This window comes from Pseudomonas sp. CCC4.1, assembly GCF_035019225.1.
GTDB lineage: Bacteria > Pseudomonadota > Gammaproteobacteria > Pseudomonadales > Pseudomonadaceae > Aquipseudomonas > Aquipseudomonas bubulae.
In genome coordinates this window covers 33,062-48,323 of the sequence record NZ_JASJWL010000033.1, presented here as the reverse complement: position 1 = coordinate 48,323, position 15,262 = coordinate 33,062, and the positions used below count along the sequence as shown (strand labels likewise).

Here is a 15,262-nt window from a genome sequence, read left to right as displayed (position 1 = left end):
AGATGTGTATAAGAGACAGTGTTTATGCCGCCTGGCGGCATAAACATCCAGCAGCCTGACAAGGCCGATACCGCCACCGCTACAACCATCGCTTTAACAACAGACTTCAATTTCATGACCGAACGCTCATTTTCAACAGGGACAAAACGCCGCCCTTATACCAGTGCGAGCAAGGCTCGAAGCCAAGATTTACCCAACTTTACAGTCCTTGCACAACTGCCAAGCACCTGTAGCCGCTGTCGAGCGGAGCGAGGCTGCGACGAGCATCGGGTGATTGTCAGCTACCCATTGAATATTCTGTAAAGGAACCGGCCTCAGGGGCTATCGAGCAATCCATCATTGGCGAGGGGTTCAGGATTGCCCCCCTCGCACTCCGGTTTCAATTGAAACTTTTCAACCCCAGATGCCCACGCAAGGTCGGGTGTTCATAGGCGCTGCGCAGGTAACCGCGGCGTTGCAGGATCGGCACCACCGATTCGGTGAACTCGGTGAAAGTGCCGGGCAGATAGGCAGGCGACACCACATAACCGTCACAGGCACCCAACTCCAGCCAGTCGATCAATTGCTGCGCCACGCTCTCTGCGGTCCCCGCCAATTGCGGCACGCGGATACTGGCGGCCATGATCGCACCGTACTCGCCAAGGGTGATGTCACGTTCCAGACGCAGTTTTTGCGCAATCACGTCGGGGGTGGCCGAGTGCCGGGCGATATCCAGCAGGCGGGTGTCCAGCGGGAATTGGGTAAAGTCGAAATTGGACTGGGTCGACAGGGTGATAACCCCCAGTTCAGGGTTGGCCAATGCATTGTGCTCATCGCGCTTTTTGATCGCTTCAGCTTCAGTGCCGCCAATAAATGGCATGACCGCCGTGAGGATTTTGCAGTCATCCGGGTTGCGGCCAATGGCGCGCATTTGCTGGTGGATATCCTGGCGGAATTCGAGCATGCGCTCTACCCGGCTGTTGATGCTGAAAATCACTTCAGCCCAGCGTGAACCAAACTGGCGACCCCGCCCCGAGGCTCCGGCCTGGATCAGCACCGGCTGGCCCTGTGGCACTCGCGGAATATTGAGCGGGCCTTCGCAGTCGAAGTAGGTGCCGCTGTGCTTGAAGGCATCGATCTTGCTCGGGTCGGCGAGGATGCCGCGCACCTTGTCCAGCACCAGCGCATCCGGCTGCCAGCTGTTCCACAGTTTGAGCACCAGTTCGACAAACTCATCGGCGCGGGCGTAGCGCTGATCGTGGGCCAGGTGCTGGGCATGGCCGAACAGACGCGCTTCGCTGTCGTTCATCGAGGTCACGATATTCCAGGCGCTGCGACCTCTGGAGATATGGTCCAGGGAGGCGATGGCCCGCGCCACATGGGGCGGTTGGTAGTAGGTGGTAGAGCGTGTCAGCCCCAGGCCAATATGCTTGGTGTGACCGGCCAGCAAGCTGAGAATCGGTAGCGGATCGAGCCGCGCCGCATCCTGCGCACCCAACTCGAAGGAACGCGCCCGGGATTGCCCGGCCTGATCGCCGACCGCCAGGCGATCAGCGAAAAACAACAGGTCAAAACAACCCTCTTCCAGGGTCTTGGCTATTTCGATGTAGTAGTCGGGGTCGAGAAAGTGGCTATGGGTTTGCGGGTGACGCCACACCGCGTGGCTATGTACCACGGGGCCCGAAAGCATAAACCCCGCCAGTGCCATTTGCTTGGCCATAAGGTTTTCCTTGGTTGTCAGAGTGCGCGGTCAAACATGGGAGTGACGTCGTACGGCTTTTTCAGCAGTTTGGCGTCGTATAGAAAGTCAGAAGTGGCCTGGGCTTCGCTGACAATGGTGGGCGAGATCGGCAACACGGTAATGGCGTCACGCTTGAACCAGGCCTTGGCGATTTCCGGGGAGGACTGGTTGGCCTTGGACCAGGCGGCAGCGTATTCATCAACATGGCTTTGGCTCCACTCCCGGGCGCGGGTCAGGCGCGCAACAAAGTCCTTGATGATCTCGCCCTTTTGCGCCAGCACCGGCTCATAGGCAACCACATAAGTCGGTGCGCTCATCAGCCCCTTGGCGTTGCGGATCAGGGTGCTGCCTTCTTTTTCCTGCAGCGACACATAGGGTTCCCACGTGCCGAAGGCATCGATATCGCCCTGGCTCAAGGCCATGCTGGCTTCCGCCGGCAACAGGAACTTGTAGTTCACGCTGTCACGTGGCACGCCTGCTTCATCCAGGGCCTTGAACATCATCTGCTGACTCCAGGAGCCGTTCCAGATCGCCACGGTCTTGCCTTTGAGGTCAGCCACCGAATGGATGCCCGGGCGGGCCACAATGCCGACACCGTTAAGGCTGGTCTGGGTGCTGGCCACGACTTTGACCGGGGCACCGTTGGCCGCCAGGCTGATCACCGGGGTATCGCCTACCACGCCAATATCCAGGGCGCCGCTGGCGACGGCCGAGGCTACCGGCGAACCGGTATTGAAGCGCTTGAAATCGATGGTATAGGGCAAATCTTTAAGCTCACCCGAGAGTTCGAGAACAATGCGGTTGGAGAAGAACTGATCGCCCACCACCAGGGTCTGCGGGGTAGCGGCGCAGGCGGGAGTGCCATGCAGCACCAGAGAGGCCAGACCCAACAGGCCGAACAATTTTTGACGTGTTGTCATTAAGAATTCCTACAGAGTTAACAGCTGAATCAACCATCTGTAGGCATGCAGTCTGGCTTTGAGAAAAGAGGCTTTTTGAGTCGCCAAGCGTGGCGTTTTTAGAAGCTAGCGCAATAAAGACATAAGCAACCAATACTTTTAAGGCATATCCATAGAACCCTGTCCGGGTATTTGGTTAGCTGTTTTTGGTATTAAGCATTTGACCAATCTAGTATTAGGGTGGCTTCACCAGACCACTGGGCCTAACCGTATTTACTTCACTCATTTCAGCGCCAGCGCGCCTTTGAGCGCAGGCCCGGCAAGGTCAGACTGCATGCCTAATCCACAACTTGATATCTGGGGCAGCGCCCCAAGCGCCCGTTACGAACAACTGGCCGCTCCCTTTCGCCCGCTGTTTGCCCAAATCGGCGCACAAGCCGCCGAAGCTGATGGTTCGCGCAGCCACCTGGGCAAGGTGATCCAGCAACTGAACGCCCTGGGCTTGCCGCGCTGGCGTCTGCCGACCAGCTATGGCGGTCAGGACGCCACGCTGGTTGAGTTGCTCGCCCTGTTGACCGAATTGTCCGCAGCCGACTCCAACATCACCCAGGCCTTGCGCGGGCATTTTGGGTTCTGCGAAGAAGTGCTGGTCTCGAAAAATCTCGACTGGCAGGCCCGCTGGCTGGACACACTCAGCCAGGGCGTTTTACTGTCGCCGGGCAGTACCGAGGTGGGCACCCAGACCCGTGGCGAATTCGAAACCCGCATCCACCGGGCTGAAGACGGCTCGCTGCGTATCAGCGGGAAAAAGTTCTACACCACCGGCGCCCTTTACAGTGACCTGATCAACACCATCGGCACCGGTGACGATGGCACGTTGTACAGCGTAGTGGTCGATCTCAAGGCCCCCGGCGTACAAATCATTGATGACTGGAACGGCTTTGGTCAGCGTCTGACGGCCAGCGGCACCTGCATTTTCGACAACGTGCGGGTGAACGATGAACCCCGCGCCACCGACCAGCGTTTTGCCTATGGCCAATCGTTCTTCCAGATCTACCACCTGAGCACCCTGGCCGGCATCGCCCGCCGCGCCGCCTTGAGTGGTGCCGACGAACTGCACAGCCGCTCCAGAACCTTCTCTACGGGCAATGCCGACAGCGCCGCGCAGGACGTGCAATTGCTGCAAGTGATTGGCGAGGTGGCCAGCCAGGCCTATGCAGCACAGGCCATTGCCCGGTACGCGGCGCAGCGCCTGGAAAGCACCGCGCAATACACCATTGCCAGTGAGCAGCCGCTGACCCATGAAGACCCGCAGGTGGCACTGGCCGAACTGGAAGTGTGCCTGGCGGTCAACCCCGTGGTAGACGCCACCCTGGCCGCGACTACGGCGCTGTTCGATGCCCTGGGCGCCAGTGCCACCGCCAGCAACAAGGCGCTGGACCGCCTGTGGCGCAACGCCCGCACCCTGGCCAACCACAACCCCCGGGTCTACAAGTCACGCATTGTCGGCAACTACCTGGTCAACGGCCTGGTGCCCCCTTCGCAGTGGCGGGTGGGGGTGGCCAAGGGCTGATTATTGCGCAGGCGCGGCTTTCAGCTCATTGCCACCCTTAACGGTAATGAGTTGGCTTGCGCTCGCCAGATAAAACCCGGGCAACTTGTAAACGCTCATCAAACAACTGTCGTGAAAAACAAATACAGAATGAGCCGCTGGTTTTTCCGACTACAAATCCTCTAACAGTCTGGAAGTTGACGCTTTCAGCCAGCTTGAGCATAACTTCGTCGCCCATTTAGGCAATTGCGATGTACACCCGTACGTGTACGCTCAACCCACTGCGATGAAGATAAAAACATGAGCACTCTTGTTAAAATCCTGGCGGGGTCAATCCTCGCTGTATCTATAGGCAGCGCGTTCGCAGCAACTGACACCGGTATTGAACACAACACCCGGAACTTCCTTAATGCATTGAATTCCAGTGGCGGCACACCCATCGAGAAGCTCTCGCCTGAAAATGCGCGTGCGGTGCTGGCGAGTGCCCAGTCGGGGGTAGAGCTGACTCTGCCCAAAGCCGATATCAGCCAAAAGACCATTTCCGTCGAGGGTCAGGATATCAACCTGACCATCGTGCGCCCGGCAGGCGTGAAAGGCATCTTGCCCGTGTTCATGTACTTCCACGGTGGCGGCTGGGTGCTGGGAGACTACCCGACCCACGAGCGCCTGATACGCGACCTGGTCGCGGGTTCCGGGGCAGTGGCGGTGTATGTTGACTACACCCCCTCCCCCGAAGCCAGGTACCCGACAGCCATCAACCAGGCCTACGCGGCAACCCAGTGGGTGGCCGAGCACGGCAGCGAAATCAATGTAGACGGCAAACGCCTGGCCGTTGCAGGCAACAGCGTGGGCGGCAATATGGCCGCTGTGGTCAGCCTGATGGCCAAAGACAAAGGCACACCGGCGATCAAATACCAGGTGCTGCTATGGCCAGTGACTGATGCCAACTTTGATACCGGATCCTACAAGCAATTTGCCGAGGGCCACTTTCTCACCCGCAACATGATGAAGTGGTTCTGGGACAACTACACCACCGACCCCAAGCAACGTGCCGACCTCTACGCCTCGCCACTTCGCGCATCGGTGGATCAGTTGAAGGGGCTGCCACCTGCACTGGTACAAACCGCCAGTGCCGATGTACTGCGTGACGAAGGCGAAGCCTACGCCCGCAAGCTGGATCAGGCAGGAGTACCGGTCACTGCGGTTCGCTATAACGGCATGATTCACGACTTTGGTCTTTTGAACGTGGTCAGCCAGGTGCCTGCAGTGCGCTCTGCCATGTTGCAAGCCTCGCAAGAACTCAAGGCACATTTGCAGTAACGCTGAATGCTGGCAATGGCATGAGCGGGCAACCAACCCCATCAGCGCTCACCAAAAGTCCGTCTCGATCAGTCGGGCTTTTATAACCCATAAACAAATTGTTAATTGTCCAGAGCCGCTCCCCCGCAGAACATGACTGCCTGTCACGTCAATTCAGCACAAGGGAACCCTGCTCCATGCATAAGCACACTCGCGCACCGCAGCGCATTGCAATCCACCGCCTGGGCCTGCGCACGGCGGCGGCGGTAGCCATTACCCTGGCGACCCTGAGCGGTGCCCAGGCCGCCACCTCCACTACCGACACCATCAAGGCCTACAAATTGTGTACGGGTGCGGACAACGCCTCCCATGTTCTGCAAGGCCGTATCGACCAGAACATGCGCAACGACGTGACCGCCATCCATTTCAAGCAAAGCCCGGCGCATGCTTCCTATGACTGGCACAACGACCCGGAGCCGCAGTACGTCATCACGTTGTCGGGCACGCTGGCATTCGCGACCCGCAATGGCGAGAAATTCACCCTGCATCCGGGCGAAGTGCTGATCGCCGAAGACAACACCGGTACGGGGCATCGCTGGAGCATGGTCGATGACCAGCCCTGGCGCCGCGGCTACGTGGTGCTTAAACCCTCAGCCAAGGACTCGTTTATCCCCGACGACCCGGTTGCTGCCAAGGTGTGTAGCGGTTCTTAGAAGCGAGCGAAAGGCTATTTGAAAAAATGGCTGGGGGTTTTGCCGAACTGCTTTTTGAACATGTTGGTGAACGCACTCGGACTTTCATACCCCAGTGAAAACGCCACATCGATAATCTTCTCCCCCACCGCCATGCGCTCAACCGCCAGCAGCAAACGCGCCTGCTGGCGCCACTGGCCGAAGGTCATGCCGGTCTCCTTGCGAAACAGGCGCTGGATGGTTTTTTCGTCGAGGCCCAGATGGGTACTCCAGTCAGCCAGCGTCGAACTGTCGGCGGGATTTTTTTGCAACCTGAGGCAAATATCGTTGATGCGATGATCGGCTGGCCGGGGCAGATGCAAGGGTAATGCGGGCAGTAGAGCCAACTCGTCCAGAATCAGCTGCATCACCCGACCTTCGCGGGTGTGCGCGGTATATGGCAGCTTCAGGCCCACGGCAACCTTGATCAACTCGCTCAACAGCGGCGAGATGCTCACGGCCCTTATCTCGGCAGGCAGGTCCACAAGTGCATCGGGTCGCACAAACACACTGCGCATTTTCAGCGGCCCCACACAGCGGATCGAATGAACCCTGCCGCTGGGCATCCACACCCCCCGATTGGAGGGAACGGTCCACTGGCTCGACTCGCTGTAAACCACCATGACACCTGCAATGGCATACAGCAGTTGATGCTTCTCATGAGTATGGGCCGGGATGATCCAGTCCTGAGGATAATCGGTCGCGCTGCCGATCACCGTCCAGTTGCTCCGATCGATCTCCAGCAAAAAATCATTGAGTGGTTTGATCGCGACGCCCCTTTTGCGATGGTTTGCTCCCTTATACAGCGAGACAGGCATGCAGGCGAATTCTAGGATAGCGTCGAGCATTGAGCTCGCACCCCTATCGCCCCGGAAGATTTGCCATGTCTACAACAACCGCATCCCCGGCCTCTGCGTCTGCGTCAGCCTCAGTGGCCCAACAAGCGAGCCCGCTGGTCATGAAGGTGATCGGCGCCTGCGCGCTGGCACATTTGATCAACGACCTGATCCAGGCCGTGCTTCCCTCGATCTATCCCATGCTCAAGGCCAACTATGGGCTCAGCTTTACCCAGGTGGGGCTGATTACCTTGACCTTCCAGCTGACAGCCTCCCTGCTGCAGCCCTGGGTGGGTTATCACACCGATCGCCACCCCAAACCCTGGCTGCTGCCGGCGGGCATGGTGTGCACCTTGATCGGCATCCTGCTGCTGGCCTTTGCCGCCAGCTTTGCGTCGATCCTGGTGGCCTCCGCCCTTGTCGGCATCGGCTCATCGACCTTCCACCCCGAGGCCTCCCGTGTGGCGCGACTGGCGTCAGGCGGGCGCTATGGCCTGGCCCAGTCAACCTTCCAGGTCGGCGGCAACGCCGGTAGCGCATTCGGCCCGCTGCTGGCTGCGGCCATCGTGATCCCTTATGGCCAGGGGCATGTCGCCTGGTTTGGCCTGTTTGCCGCCTTCGCCATCTTCGTGCTGTACGGCTTGAGCCGCTGGTATCGCAACCACCTGGCCCTGTTCAAGCTTAAACAGGGCAGCCAGGCGAGCCACGGCCTGTCCAAGGGACGAGTAACGTTTGCACTGGTGGTGCTCGCAATGCTGGTGTTCTCCAAATACTTCTACATGACCAGCTTTACCAGTTATTTCACGTTCTACCTTATCGAGAAATTTCACCTGTCAGTGGCCAGCTCTCAACTTTACCTGTTCTTGTTCCTCGGCTCAGTGGCAGCAGGTACCTTCTTTGGTGGCCCGATTGGCGACAGGATCGGGCGCAAAAAAGTCATCTGGTTCTCGATCCTGGGGGCAGCCCCTTTTACACTGGCCTTGCCTTATGTGGACCTGTTCTGGACAGGCGTATTGAGCATGGTTATTGGATTTATTCTGGCGTCGGCGTTCTCTGCCATCGTCGTCTATGCCCAGGAACTGGTACCCGGTAACGTCGGCATGATTGCCGGTGTGTTCTTCGGCTTGATGTTCGGTTTTGGCGGGATTGGCGCCGCGTTGCTGGGGCATCTGGCGGACATCCAGGGCATCGAGTATGTGTATGGACTCTGTTCCTACCTGCCGCTGCTGGGGGTATTGACCATCTTGCTGCCGAATACCAAAGGGGTTTAAGGGAGGGCCGCGCTGGGAAATCACTACCAGCCTGACGCAACGCATGCAATTAATGGGAGTCACGCAAGAGCTCGGGTTGGGCTCTTGGTGTTCCCTAAGTTAACTCTCAAAGGCTAAGAACCTGCCTTGGCTGAAAGCTATGTGCTGGGTCTCGTAGTCAGCACTATTAAAATAGATAGTCTTGAATAGCTGTCGCACGAGAAAAAAACGCCTTTCAATACCGTTCCGCTGAGGGCAGCACGAACGAAGTTAACAGTTATTAGATAGGCCCCCGTTACTTTCACACCATTTGAGTTTTAATCAGCACAAACTAGGAAGACATCTCCACCTCCCAAACCACCAATTATATGCTGACCATACCCTAACCCCATGGTTCTGCTATGCGCTCCACTTCTTCCAGGAATCGCAGTACTTCCACTGGGTCCCGTTCAACAACCCCTATATAATGCTCATACTCATTAACCAGTAGCGGATAGCCTATAACATGGCTAATTTTAAAAGCTTCAAAAAGACACTTATAATCAGGGCGCGTTTGCGTAATACAAAGCTGCCAGCCGGCTGGAATTCTAGCATCAACCAACTGAAACAGACTGCTCGGAGCCCAGAAAGGTGGTTGCTCAGGCGCTCGAACTAAAAAATCCACTCGTTCAAAAACACACAGCAGACCATACACCACATAACTCCCACCAATACTTAAAGGGGAGTAGTCAGTTTGATCAACCTCACCCAAATAGCGCTCCTTGGCTGGAATAGCACTACCGAGATTAGCCTGACATAAGGCAAGCATAGTTTTACTCACTTAAATTTGAAATCATCAATGGCTCCAGTTATGGAGTTTCTTACATAGTGAATTTCGATTCCATTTATATTTTGGGCCGATTTCACCCAACCATCATTTGCCGGCCATCGGGGATCAGTCATTGGGACAGTCAGTGGGCGACCAGCAGCAGGGTTCGAAATAGCCTGCTCCATTGCAAGCTTTTCACTCAAGTTAGCAGGTGCAGACCTACCCGTCGAACCAAGACCTAAAGGTTTGTTCGCTAGCGTAGTTATTTCAGCGCCTTTTACCCCCCAAGACCCGAGGCGCCACAATATACCCGCGAGAGCCGCCCCTGTGAGCTCGCCGGCCATAAACATGCCCCAAGCCTCAACGAACTCAGTAGCCGGTTGGACACCATCAAACCCTTGCCCTCGGGCCAACTCCAGTTGCGCCTGAGCTATTTCATCACCCGTAGCGCCCTTGCTTTGCATATCTGTTGCGAGGGTAGTTGCCGCTTGTCCATACTCAACCAAGCCAGGCGGCAGATGGTTAAGGAAGTTGTACTGCGTCAGGTTCTGCGCAATCCATTTGCCTTTCTCAAGCTTGCTGGCGTCCACATCATGTTGAGCGGCAGCCGCCAGCACACCAACGATCTGGGAACTCATGGTCAGCAGTTTTTCATCACCTTGGACCAAGCCATTCAAGTGACCAACCAGCGCTTCGTTGGCACCGCCCGCCAAAGCCCCGGTTTTGAAGTCTCCCCCCCCATGGTTTCAGCCAGCAAGCCTCCGACCATGGGTTTACCGGTCGTCAACGTGACATTCGGGGTGTTGATAAAACCGCAGCCATTACAGGTAATACCGTACGGGTTGGCCACGATCACCCTGGCCGACTGACGACAATGTTTTCGGCCTGCACAAGCAAAGGTTGCCAGAACATCGTGTTGGCCAAAATAAGGGCCAGGCCACGTTTGGGTACTCCCAAAAAGGATTCCCAGGGCTGAAGGGTTGCTGAAGGCTGGCGGGCCAAAAAGGCTAAATGTCGATCATCCATGTCTGTTTCTCAATACAACACAGCGTTGAATTACAGGAAAAAATCCATACGGAAATAAATCGGTGCCTCAGGCTCGCTGAGCACATCCGGTCGCTCCAGGGAATGAGCCAGGGTCACACTGGCGCTGAGGTTGCGGCCCCGGGCAAACAACTCCAGCGAATTGCTGGAGACCCGGCCATGTACCTCGCGGTTGTAACGCCCGTGGCGAATCACGCCCTGGTCGTAGCCAAGGCTGGTGCCGTAATCGGTAAATACCGGGCGCAGCCACTCCCACGTCACCGGACGCGACCAGCGCAGGTCATTGCGCCAATAACCGCCGCTGTCGCCGGCAAGTTGCTGGTCCTTGTAGCCCCGTACCGAGGCTGTACCGCCCAGGCTTAAGCGTTGTGGACTAAACAGCACATCCTCACTGCGTTGACCGGTGGCCATACTGGTAAAGCTGAAGGACTCACCCAACAGCTTGAAAGGCTGTAAATAGCTGATGGTCGCGGTGTATTTACGGTAGCGGGCCTCTGGCATGCCCCGCTCGGGGCTGTGCTCCCCCTGGGCATCGAAGGCGCCGATACCGTTTTGCATACCGACATCGAGGTTGACGAAGGAACTCGCGATACGTCGACCGTGGTTGATGCCAACCTGGAATTCGCTAAGACGGTGGCTGCTGTTGCGCAGTCGTGAATCGCTTACGTAGTTATTGGAACGCATATGCGCCAGACCGGTGTTGAGGGAGGTTTTACTCATCGCGTCGCGATGGACCACCCGCTCGGCACGCAGTTGATGGTTTGCACTGTCCCCGGTTTGTTTGAAATCAAACGTATTGGCCTGGCCGACCGAGCGATAATCGCTTTGGCTGTAGGTATAAGCGAAGTTCCACCAGCCCCACGGCAGGTTGTAGTAGAAGCTCGCATTTTTCGAAGTTTTCCGGTGGTCACTGATTGCATCGTGGCCCCCACGCAGCACCAATTGATCGGCCAGACCCAGCGGGCTGTCCCACTCAAACCCCGTGCCCCACTGCTGTTCACCGGTACTTTTCTGACCGTCATTAGTACGCGACAAGCCGACACGCCAGGGCTTTTGAGGCGCGTTTTTGACCACTACCGCACTCCCCCCCACCTCACTGCCCGGTGCCAGTTCCATTTGTGCCTGGTTGGATGGCAAGCGGTTGAGCTGATCAATCGCCTGCTCGATTTCCCGCAAATCCAGCTGATTACCAGGCTGACCGGGAAAGCTCATGGCCAATTCGCGGCTGGATAGCTTGCTGTTGTCGTCGCCCTTGAAACTTTCAAGCTTGCCTTCAACCACCAGGACTTGCAGATGCCCTTGGGAAAGGTCCTGCTGCGGCAAGTAAGCACGACTGGTCACCAAACCCCTGTCGATATATTGGTTAGTGATGACCTTGAGTAGTTCATTGAGCTGAGACACGCCCAGACACTGGCCGATATAGGACTGGAACACCGATTCGCGCTCACTGGCGGACAGGCTGTCGGCGCCCTTGAGCTCGATTTCTTCTATGGGGAAACAGCGACTGTCGGCTGGCTGAGCTGGAGCCGTAGGAGAAATCTGTTTGCCGGGAAGCTCCTGAAGCTCCTCAAGCCGGCGCCGTTGCTCTTCGAGCAGACGTTCTTGACGATCACGAATCAGATCCTGCTCACCCGGCGTCGGGCCCGCTTCGGCCACAAGGGAACTCACCCCGGCCAAGCCAGCCAGTAAAGTTGAACAGTAAAACCTCTTAGCGAGGTGAGATGCCGACATGCTTGCTCCATCCTTGGTTCGCAAACCTTGCTGTGTGAGCCAAAGCCTTTTGACAGGGGCAACTCGTAGAAAAATGCCTAGGAGCGCCCGTGGATGGCGTAAGTTTTAAGTTTCTCAGAGGGAAATGATTTAGGACGTTTCCTATACCAACGACGAAACCTCTCGCTAGGGAACTAGATTTTTCGAAGCAGGTAGATCTGGTAGTTGAGGGGTCCGCTTGCCCCCATGTGCAAAGCCAAATTGTCAGAGCGCCCAAGAGCACTGCGTTGGCCTTATCGATGAGTGCCGATCCGTGGTTGATATCAACGGCCAACGGGGTGAGCAGATTAAAAATCCGCCGCTCTTTGAATATTTACTGCCGATCGCATACCGATAAACCACTCACGGACACCATGATTAAAATCAGTCACCCAATCATCTGCCGGGTAAAAAAGGGACTGCCCCGCCTGACCTCTATGCTTGGTGAATGCTAAAAATGGGGGGATTACCCGCCCTTCTGAACGAACGTTGGCCGCTCATCCTGAAATAAGCACTCAGACGAGCCGTCACAATGCCCTCACGATGCATCGGCGAATATCTCGCTCAACCAGTCGACAAATACCCGAACCCGTGGCGACATGTGCCGGTTCTGCGGGTAAAGCACAGAAACCGGCATCGGTGGCGGTGGCGTTTCGGCGAGAATTTTCTGCACCAGGCCTTGGGATATCTGCGTTTTCATCCGGTAATGCGGGCACTGGATGATGCCGAGCCCGGCAATTGCCGACGCCGCATAAATTTCTGCACCAAACACCGACAACGCCCCCTCAATGACCACTTCCTTGACTTGGCCATCGACCATGAACTCAAACGGAAACTGCCTGGCGGTGGTGCGCGAGACGTAATTCACGGCGCGGTGATGGCCCAGGTCGTCGAGGCTTTTCGGTACACCGTATTGGCGCAGATACCCCGGACTTGCACAGGTGATCTGTTCAAGGTTGGCCACACGCTTGCCAATCAATGCCGAATCACCAAGGGTTCCGGCACGCAGGACACAGTCCACACCTTCGGTAATCAGGTCGACAAAGCGATCGGCCTCGCTGATGGACAACTCTATCTCCGGATACCGGGCCATAAACTGCGGCAACGCCGGGATAACGAAGTGTTTGGCCAAAGTGCCATGCAAATCTACGCGCAACTGGCCTTTGGGGGCCACGCCGCGAAATGCCAGCTCGGCCTCCTCCAGTTCCGCCAATAACTGCACGCAACGCTGGTAGTACGCCTCGCCATCAAGCGTAGGGCGCACTTTTCGCGTACTGCGTTCCAGCAGACGCGTACCAAGCCAGGCCTCGAATTGATTCAGGGTATGGGTCAGCGTCGCCCGCGGCAGGTTCAAGTCATCGGCAGCTTTCGTGAAGCTGCTGCGCTCATAAATCCGCACAAAGGCTTTCATCGCCTTGACTTGATCCACGCTGAACGCCCTCTTTTTGATTGTTGGTATTTATTGAACAGTTAAGCCAACTTTCATGCATTTAACACCAAGAGTAAACATGTGAAATTAGCCTCGTCCCCAGCAAACACCCCCCACTGACACAAGGAATGACAGCCATGACGACTCACAATTTGAAAGTTGCCATTATCACTGGCGCCTCCCGCGGCATCGGCGCTGTTATTGCCAAACAACTGGCCACCGAAGGTTTCGCAGTCGCAATCAATTATGCCAACAGCGCCAACGAAGCCACGGCTCTGGTTGCCCAATTGCGTCAGGCCGGACACCAGGCCATCGCGATAAAGGCAGATGTTGCCAGTGCCGAAGATGTACGCCGCCTGTTTGATGAAACCGAAGCGCAACTGGGTAAAGTCGACGTGCTGGTCAACAACGCGGGCATCCTCAAAGTCATGCCGCTGGCGCAACACAGCGACGAGCTGTTCGATCAGAATTTCAATATCCACGCCCGCGGCACCTTCAACACGCTGCGTGAAGCCGCTACCCGCCTGAACAATGGCGGCCGGATCATCAACTTTTCCAGCAGTACCGTCGGCATGAACCTGCCGGGTTACGCCGTGTACATCGCCAGCAAAGCAGCGGTGGAATCCCTGACCCAAGTGTTCGCCAAGGAAATGCGCGGTCGCAACATCACCGTCAACGCCGTGGCACCTGGCCCGGTCGCCACCGATCTGTTCTTGCATGGCAAGAGCGAAGAGCAAATCCAGACCTTCGCCAAAATGCCTCCGCTGGAACGCCTGGCTCAGCCAGAAGATATCTCTCGCGTGGTGTCCTTCCTCGTCGGCCCTGATTCGGCCTGGGTGAACGGACAAATCCTGCGCGTCAACGGCGGCCTCGTCTGAACCGTCCTGCTTGAGACTCAGGGCAGGTGAACATGCTGCGAGCAATCGCAGCGGATGTTCACATTGCTCAGCGCAGTGACGGCAGGTTTTATCTGCTGATTTTGGAGAGGTCTTTATCTTGAAATCCGTCATTCTGATTACCGGTGCCTCCAGCGGGTTTGGCGCGCTCACCGCACGCGCCCTGGCCGACGCTGGCCATACCGTCTACGCCAGCATGCGTGAAACCCAGGGCCGCAACGCAGCGCAAGTACTCGAAGCACAGCGCTACGCGGACGAACACCGGGTTGACTTGCGCAGCGTTGAACTGGACGTCGCCTCAACCGAGTCGGTCCAGGCGGGCGTCGCGAAAATCATCGGCGATTGCGGCCAACTGGACGTGATCATTCACAATGCCGGGCACATGTCCTTTGGCCCCGCCGAAGCCTTTACGCCCGAGCAGTTCGCCCAGCTCTACGACATCAACGTATTGAGCACTCAACGCGTTAACCGAGCGGCCTTGCCGCAACTGCGCAAACAGGGACGGGGGCTGGTGCTGTGGGTTTCCTCCAGCAGTGCCCGCGGTGGCACCCCACCGTATTTGGCTCCGTACTTTGCGGCCAAGGCGGCCATGGACTCGCTGGCAGTGTCCTACGCCAGCGAACTGACGCGTTGGGGGGTGGAGACGTCAATCATCGTGCCGGGTGCGTTCACCAAGGGCACCAACCACTTCACCCATTCCGGTTCCCCTGCAGATCAGGTTCGAGCCGCCGAATACAACGAAGGCCCTTACTCCGGTGTGCCGGATCAGGCACTCAAAGGTCTGGCAGCCCTGGAACCGGCTGACGCGGATGTCGGTGAAGTGGCCAAAGCCATCGTCGAAATCGTCGGAATGCCATTGGGTACCCGTCCATTTCGGTGTCATATCGATCCATCCCAGGACGGTGCCCAGGTCGTCAATGCCATGGCCGACCGGGTACGCGCTGAAATGCTTCGCCGCATAGGCCTGGAAGACCTGCTCAAGGTCGCTGCTCGCTGAGTCTGCCCTCGCGGCCCGAGGGGTACTACGGCGACTAAGTGGAATACACACA

The 15,262-nt window shown here is 57.1% G+C and carries 14 protein-coding genes and 1 pseudogene; 6 read left to right on the top strand and 9 right to left on the bottom strand.

The genetic code is table 11. The annotated features are described in order from the left end of the window. Positions 1–379: 379 nt before the first annotated feature. Positions 380–1,699: an LLM class flavin-dependent oxidoreductase gene (locus QN377_RS14435; protein WP_095019284.1), complete on the bottom strand. Its 1,320-nt coding sequence runs from the start codon at positions 1,697–1,699 to the stop codon at positions 380–382. Between the two features lie 17 nt (positions 1,700–1,716). Beyond that, a complete protein-coding gene (locus tag QN377_RS14430) occupies positions 1,717–2,640 on the bottom strand; it encodes an ABC transporter substrate-binding protein (protein WP_138738466.1) in 924 nt (307 codons plus the stop codon). 313 nt (positions 2,641–2,953) lie between these two features. Between QN377_RS14430 and QN377_RS14425 the strand changes: the two genes are divergently transcribed. Further along, on the top strand, positions 2,954–4,192 hold the full coding sequence (locus tag QN377_RS14425; RefSeq protein WP_138738467.1) for an acyl-CoA dehydrogenase family protein: 1,239 nt from the start codon (positions 2,954–2,956) through the stop codon (positions 4,190–4,192). 37 nt (positions 4,193–4,229) lie between these two features. Here QN377_RS14425 and QN377_RS14420 read toward each other — a convergent pair whose 3' ends face one another. Then, on the bottom strand, positions 4,230–4,409 hold the full coding sequence (locus QN377_RS14420; RefSeq protein ID WP_143518471.1) for a hypothetical protein: 180 nt from the start codon (positions 4,407–4,409) through the stop codon (positions 4,230–4,232). A 62-nt stretch (positions 4,410–4,471) separates the two neighbouring features. Between QN377_RS14420 and QN377_RS14415 the strand changes: the two genes are divergently transcribed. Both QN377_RS14415 and QN377_RS14410 read left to right on the top strand, forming a co-directional pair. Then, complete coding sequence (locus QN377_RS14415) at positions 4,472–5,491, top strand: alpha/beta hydrolase (protein WP_095026557.1); 1,020 nt, start codon at positions 4,472–4,474, stop codon at positions 5,489–5,491. Between the two features lie 176 nt (positions 5,492–5,667). Further along, positions 5,668–6,183 (top strand): cupin domain-containing protein, encoded by a 516-nt coding sequence (locus QN377_RS14410; protein ID WP_095026558.1) that lies wholly within the window; start codon positions 5,668–5,670, stop codon positions 6,181–6,183. A gap of 14 nt (positions 6,184–6,197) precedes the next feature. Here QN377_RS14410 and QN377_RS14405 read toward each other — a convergent pair whose 3' ends face one another. After that, positions 6,198–7,019, bottom strand: a complete 822-nt coding sequence (locus tag QN377_RS14405) for an AraC family transcriptional regulator (protein ID WP_095001756.1) — start codon at positions 7,017–7,019, stop codon at positions 6,198–6,200. 65 nt (positions 7,020–7,084) lie between these two features. Here QN377_RS14405 and QN377_RS14400 point away from each other — a divergent pair, with 65 nt between their 5' ends. After that, positions 7,085–8,308 carry an MFS transporter gene (locus QN377_RS14400; protein ID WP_095022925.1) on the top strand — a complete coding sequence of 408 codons (1,224 nt, stop codon included), beginning with the start codon at positions 7,085–7,087 and terminating at the stop codon, positions 8,306–8,308. A 361-nt stretch (positions 8,309–8,669) separates the two neighbouring features. Here the strand turns inward: QN377_RS14400 and QN377_RS14395 are convergent, their stop codons facing one another. From QN377_RS14395 to QN377_RS14375, 5 genes and pseudogenes are all read right to left on the bottom strand, one after another. Continuing rightward, entirely contained in the window at positions 8,670–9,095 is a 426-nt protein-coding gene (locus tag QN377_RS14395) for a hypothetical protein (RefSeq protein ID WP_130872095.1), read from the bottom strand. An 8-nt stretch (positions 9,096–9,103) separates the two neighbouring features. Continuing rightward, positions 9,104–9,772: a hypothetical protein gene (locus tag QN377_RS14390; RefSeq protein ID WP_322212578.1), complete on the bottom strand. Its 669-nt coding sequence runs from the start codon at positions 9,770–9,772 to the stop codon at positions 9,104–9,106. A gap of 80 nt (positions 9,773–9,852) precedes the next feature. Continuing rightward, positions 9,853–10,121 (bottom strand): annotated as a pseudogene (locus QN377_RS14385) (filamentous hemagglutinin N-terminal domain-containing protein); the annotation flags it as partial. 30 nt (positions 10,122–10,151) lie between these two features. After that, positions 10,152–11,870: a ShlB/FhaC/HecB family hemolysin secretion/activation protein gene (locus QN377_RS14380; protein WP_095019277.1), complete on the bottom strand. Its 1,719-nt coding sequence runs from the start codon at positions 11,868–11,870 to the stop codon at positions 10,152–10,154. Between the two features lie 556 nt (positions 11,871–12,426). Beyond that, the gene (locus QN377_RS14375; RefSeq protein WP_095001759.1) at positions 12,427–13,317 is read right to left on the bottom strand and encodes a LysR family transcriptional regulator; all 891 of its coding nucleotides are present in this window, start codon (positions 13,315–13,317) and stop codon (positions 12,427–12,429) included. Positions 13,318–13,454: 137 nt separating this feature from the next. Here QN377_RS14375 and QN377_RS14370 point away from each other — a divergent pair, with 137 nt between their 5' ends. Together QN377_RS14370 and QN377_RS14365 are read left to right on the top strand one after the other, a co-directional pair. Then, positions 13,455–14,195, top strand: a complete 741-nt coding sequence (locus QN377_RS14370) for an SDR family oxidoreductase (RefSeq protein WP_095001760.1) — start codon at positions 13,455–13,457, stop codon at positions 14,193–14,195. Positions 14,196–14,313: 118 nt separating this feature from the next. After that, complete coding sequence (locus QN377_RS14365; protein ID WP_204936318.1) at positions 14,314–15,210, top strand: SDR family oxidoreductase; 897 nt, start codon at positions 14,314–14,316, stop codon at positions 15,208–15,210. The last annotated feature ends 52 nt before the right edge of the window (positions 15,211–15,262 follow it).

Bases quoted from the DNA above. Each gene is read 5' to 3' on its own strand.
- QN377_RS14435 (WP_095019284.1), bottom strand. From the start codon at position 1,699: ATGGCCAAGCAAATGGCACTGGCGGGGTTTATGCTTTCGGGCCCCGTG.
- QN377_RS14430 (WP_138738466.1), bottom strand. From the start codon at position 2,640: ATGACAACACGTCAAAAATTGTTCGGCCTGTTGGGTCTGGCCTCTCTG.
- QN377_RS14425 (WP_138738467.1), top strand. From the start codon at position 2,954: ATGCCTAATCCACAACTTGATATCTGGGGCAGCGCCCCAAGCGCCCGT.
- QN377_RS14420 (WP_143518471.1), bottom strand. From the start codon at position 4,409: ATGGGCGACGAAGTTATGCTCAAGCTGGCTGAAAGCGTCAACTTCCAG.
- QN377_RS14415 (WP_095026557.1), top strand. From the start codon at position 4,472: ATGAGCACTCTTGTTAAAATCCTGGCGGGGTCAATCCTCGCTGTATCT.
- QN377_RS14410 (WP_095026558.1), top strand. From the start codon at position 5,668: ATGCATAAGCACACTCGCGCACCGCAGCGCATTGCAATCCACCGCCTG.
- QN377_RS14405 (WP_095001756.1), bottom strand. From the start codon at position 7,019: ATGCCTGTCTCGCTGTATAAGGGAGCAAACCATCGCAAAAGGGGCGTC.
- QN377_RS14400 (WP_095022925.1), top strand. From the start codon at position 7,085: ATGTCTACAACAACCGCATCCCCGGCCTCTGCGTCTGCGTCAGCCTCA.
- QN377_RS14395 (WP_130872095.1), bottom strand. From the start codon at position 9,095: ATGCTTGCCTTATGTCAGGCTAATCTCGGTAGTGCTATTCCAGCCAAG.
- QN377_RS14380 (WP_095019277.1), bottom strand. From the start codon at position 11,870: ATGTCGGCATCTCACCTCGCTAAGAGGTTTTACTGTTCAACTTTACTG.
- QN377_RS14370 (WP_095001760.1), top strand. From the start codon at position 13,455: ATGACGACTCACAATTTGAAAGTTGCCATTATCACTGGCGCCTCCCGC.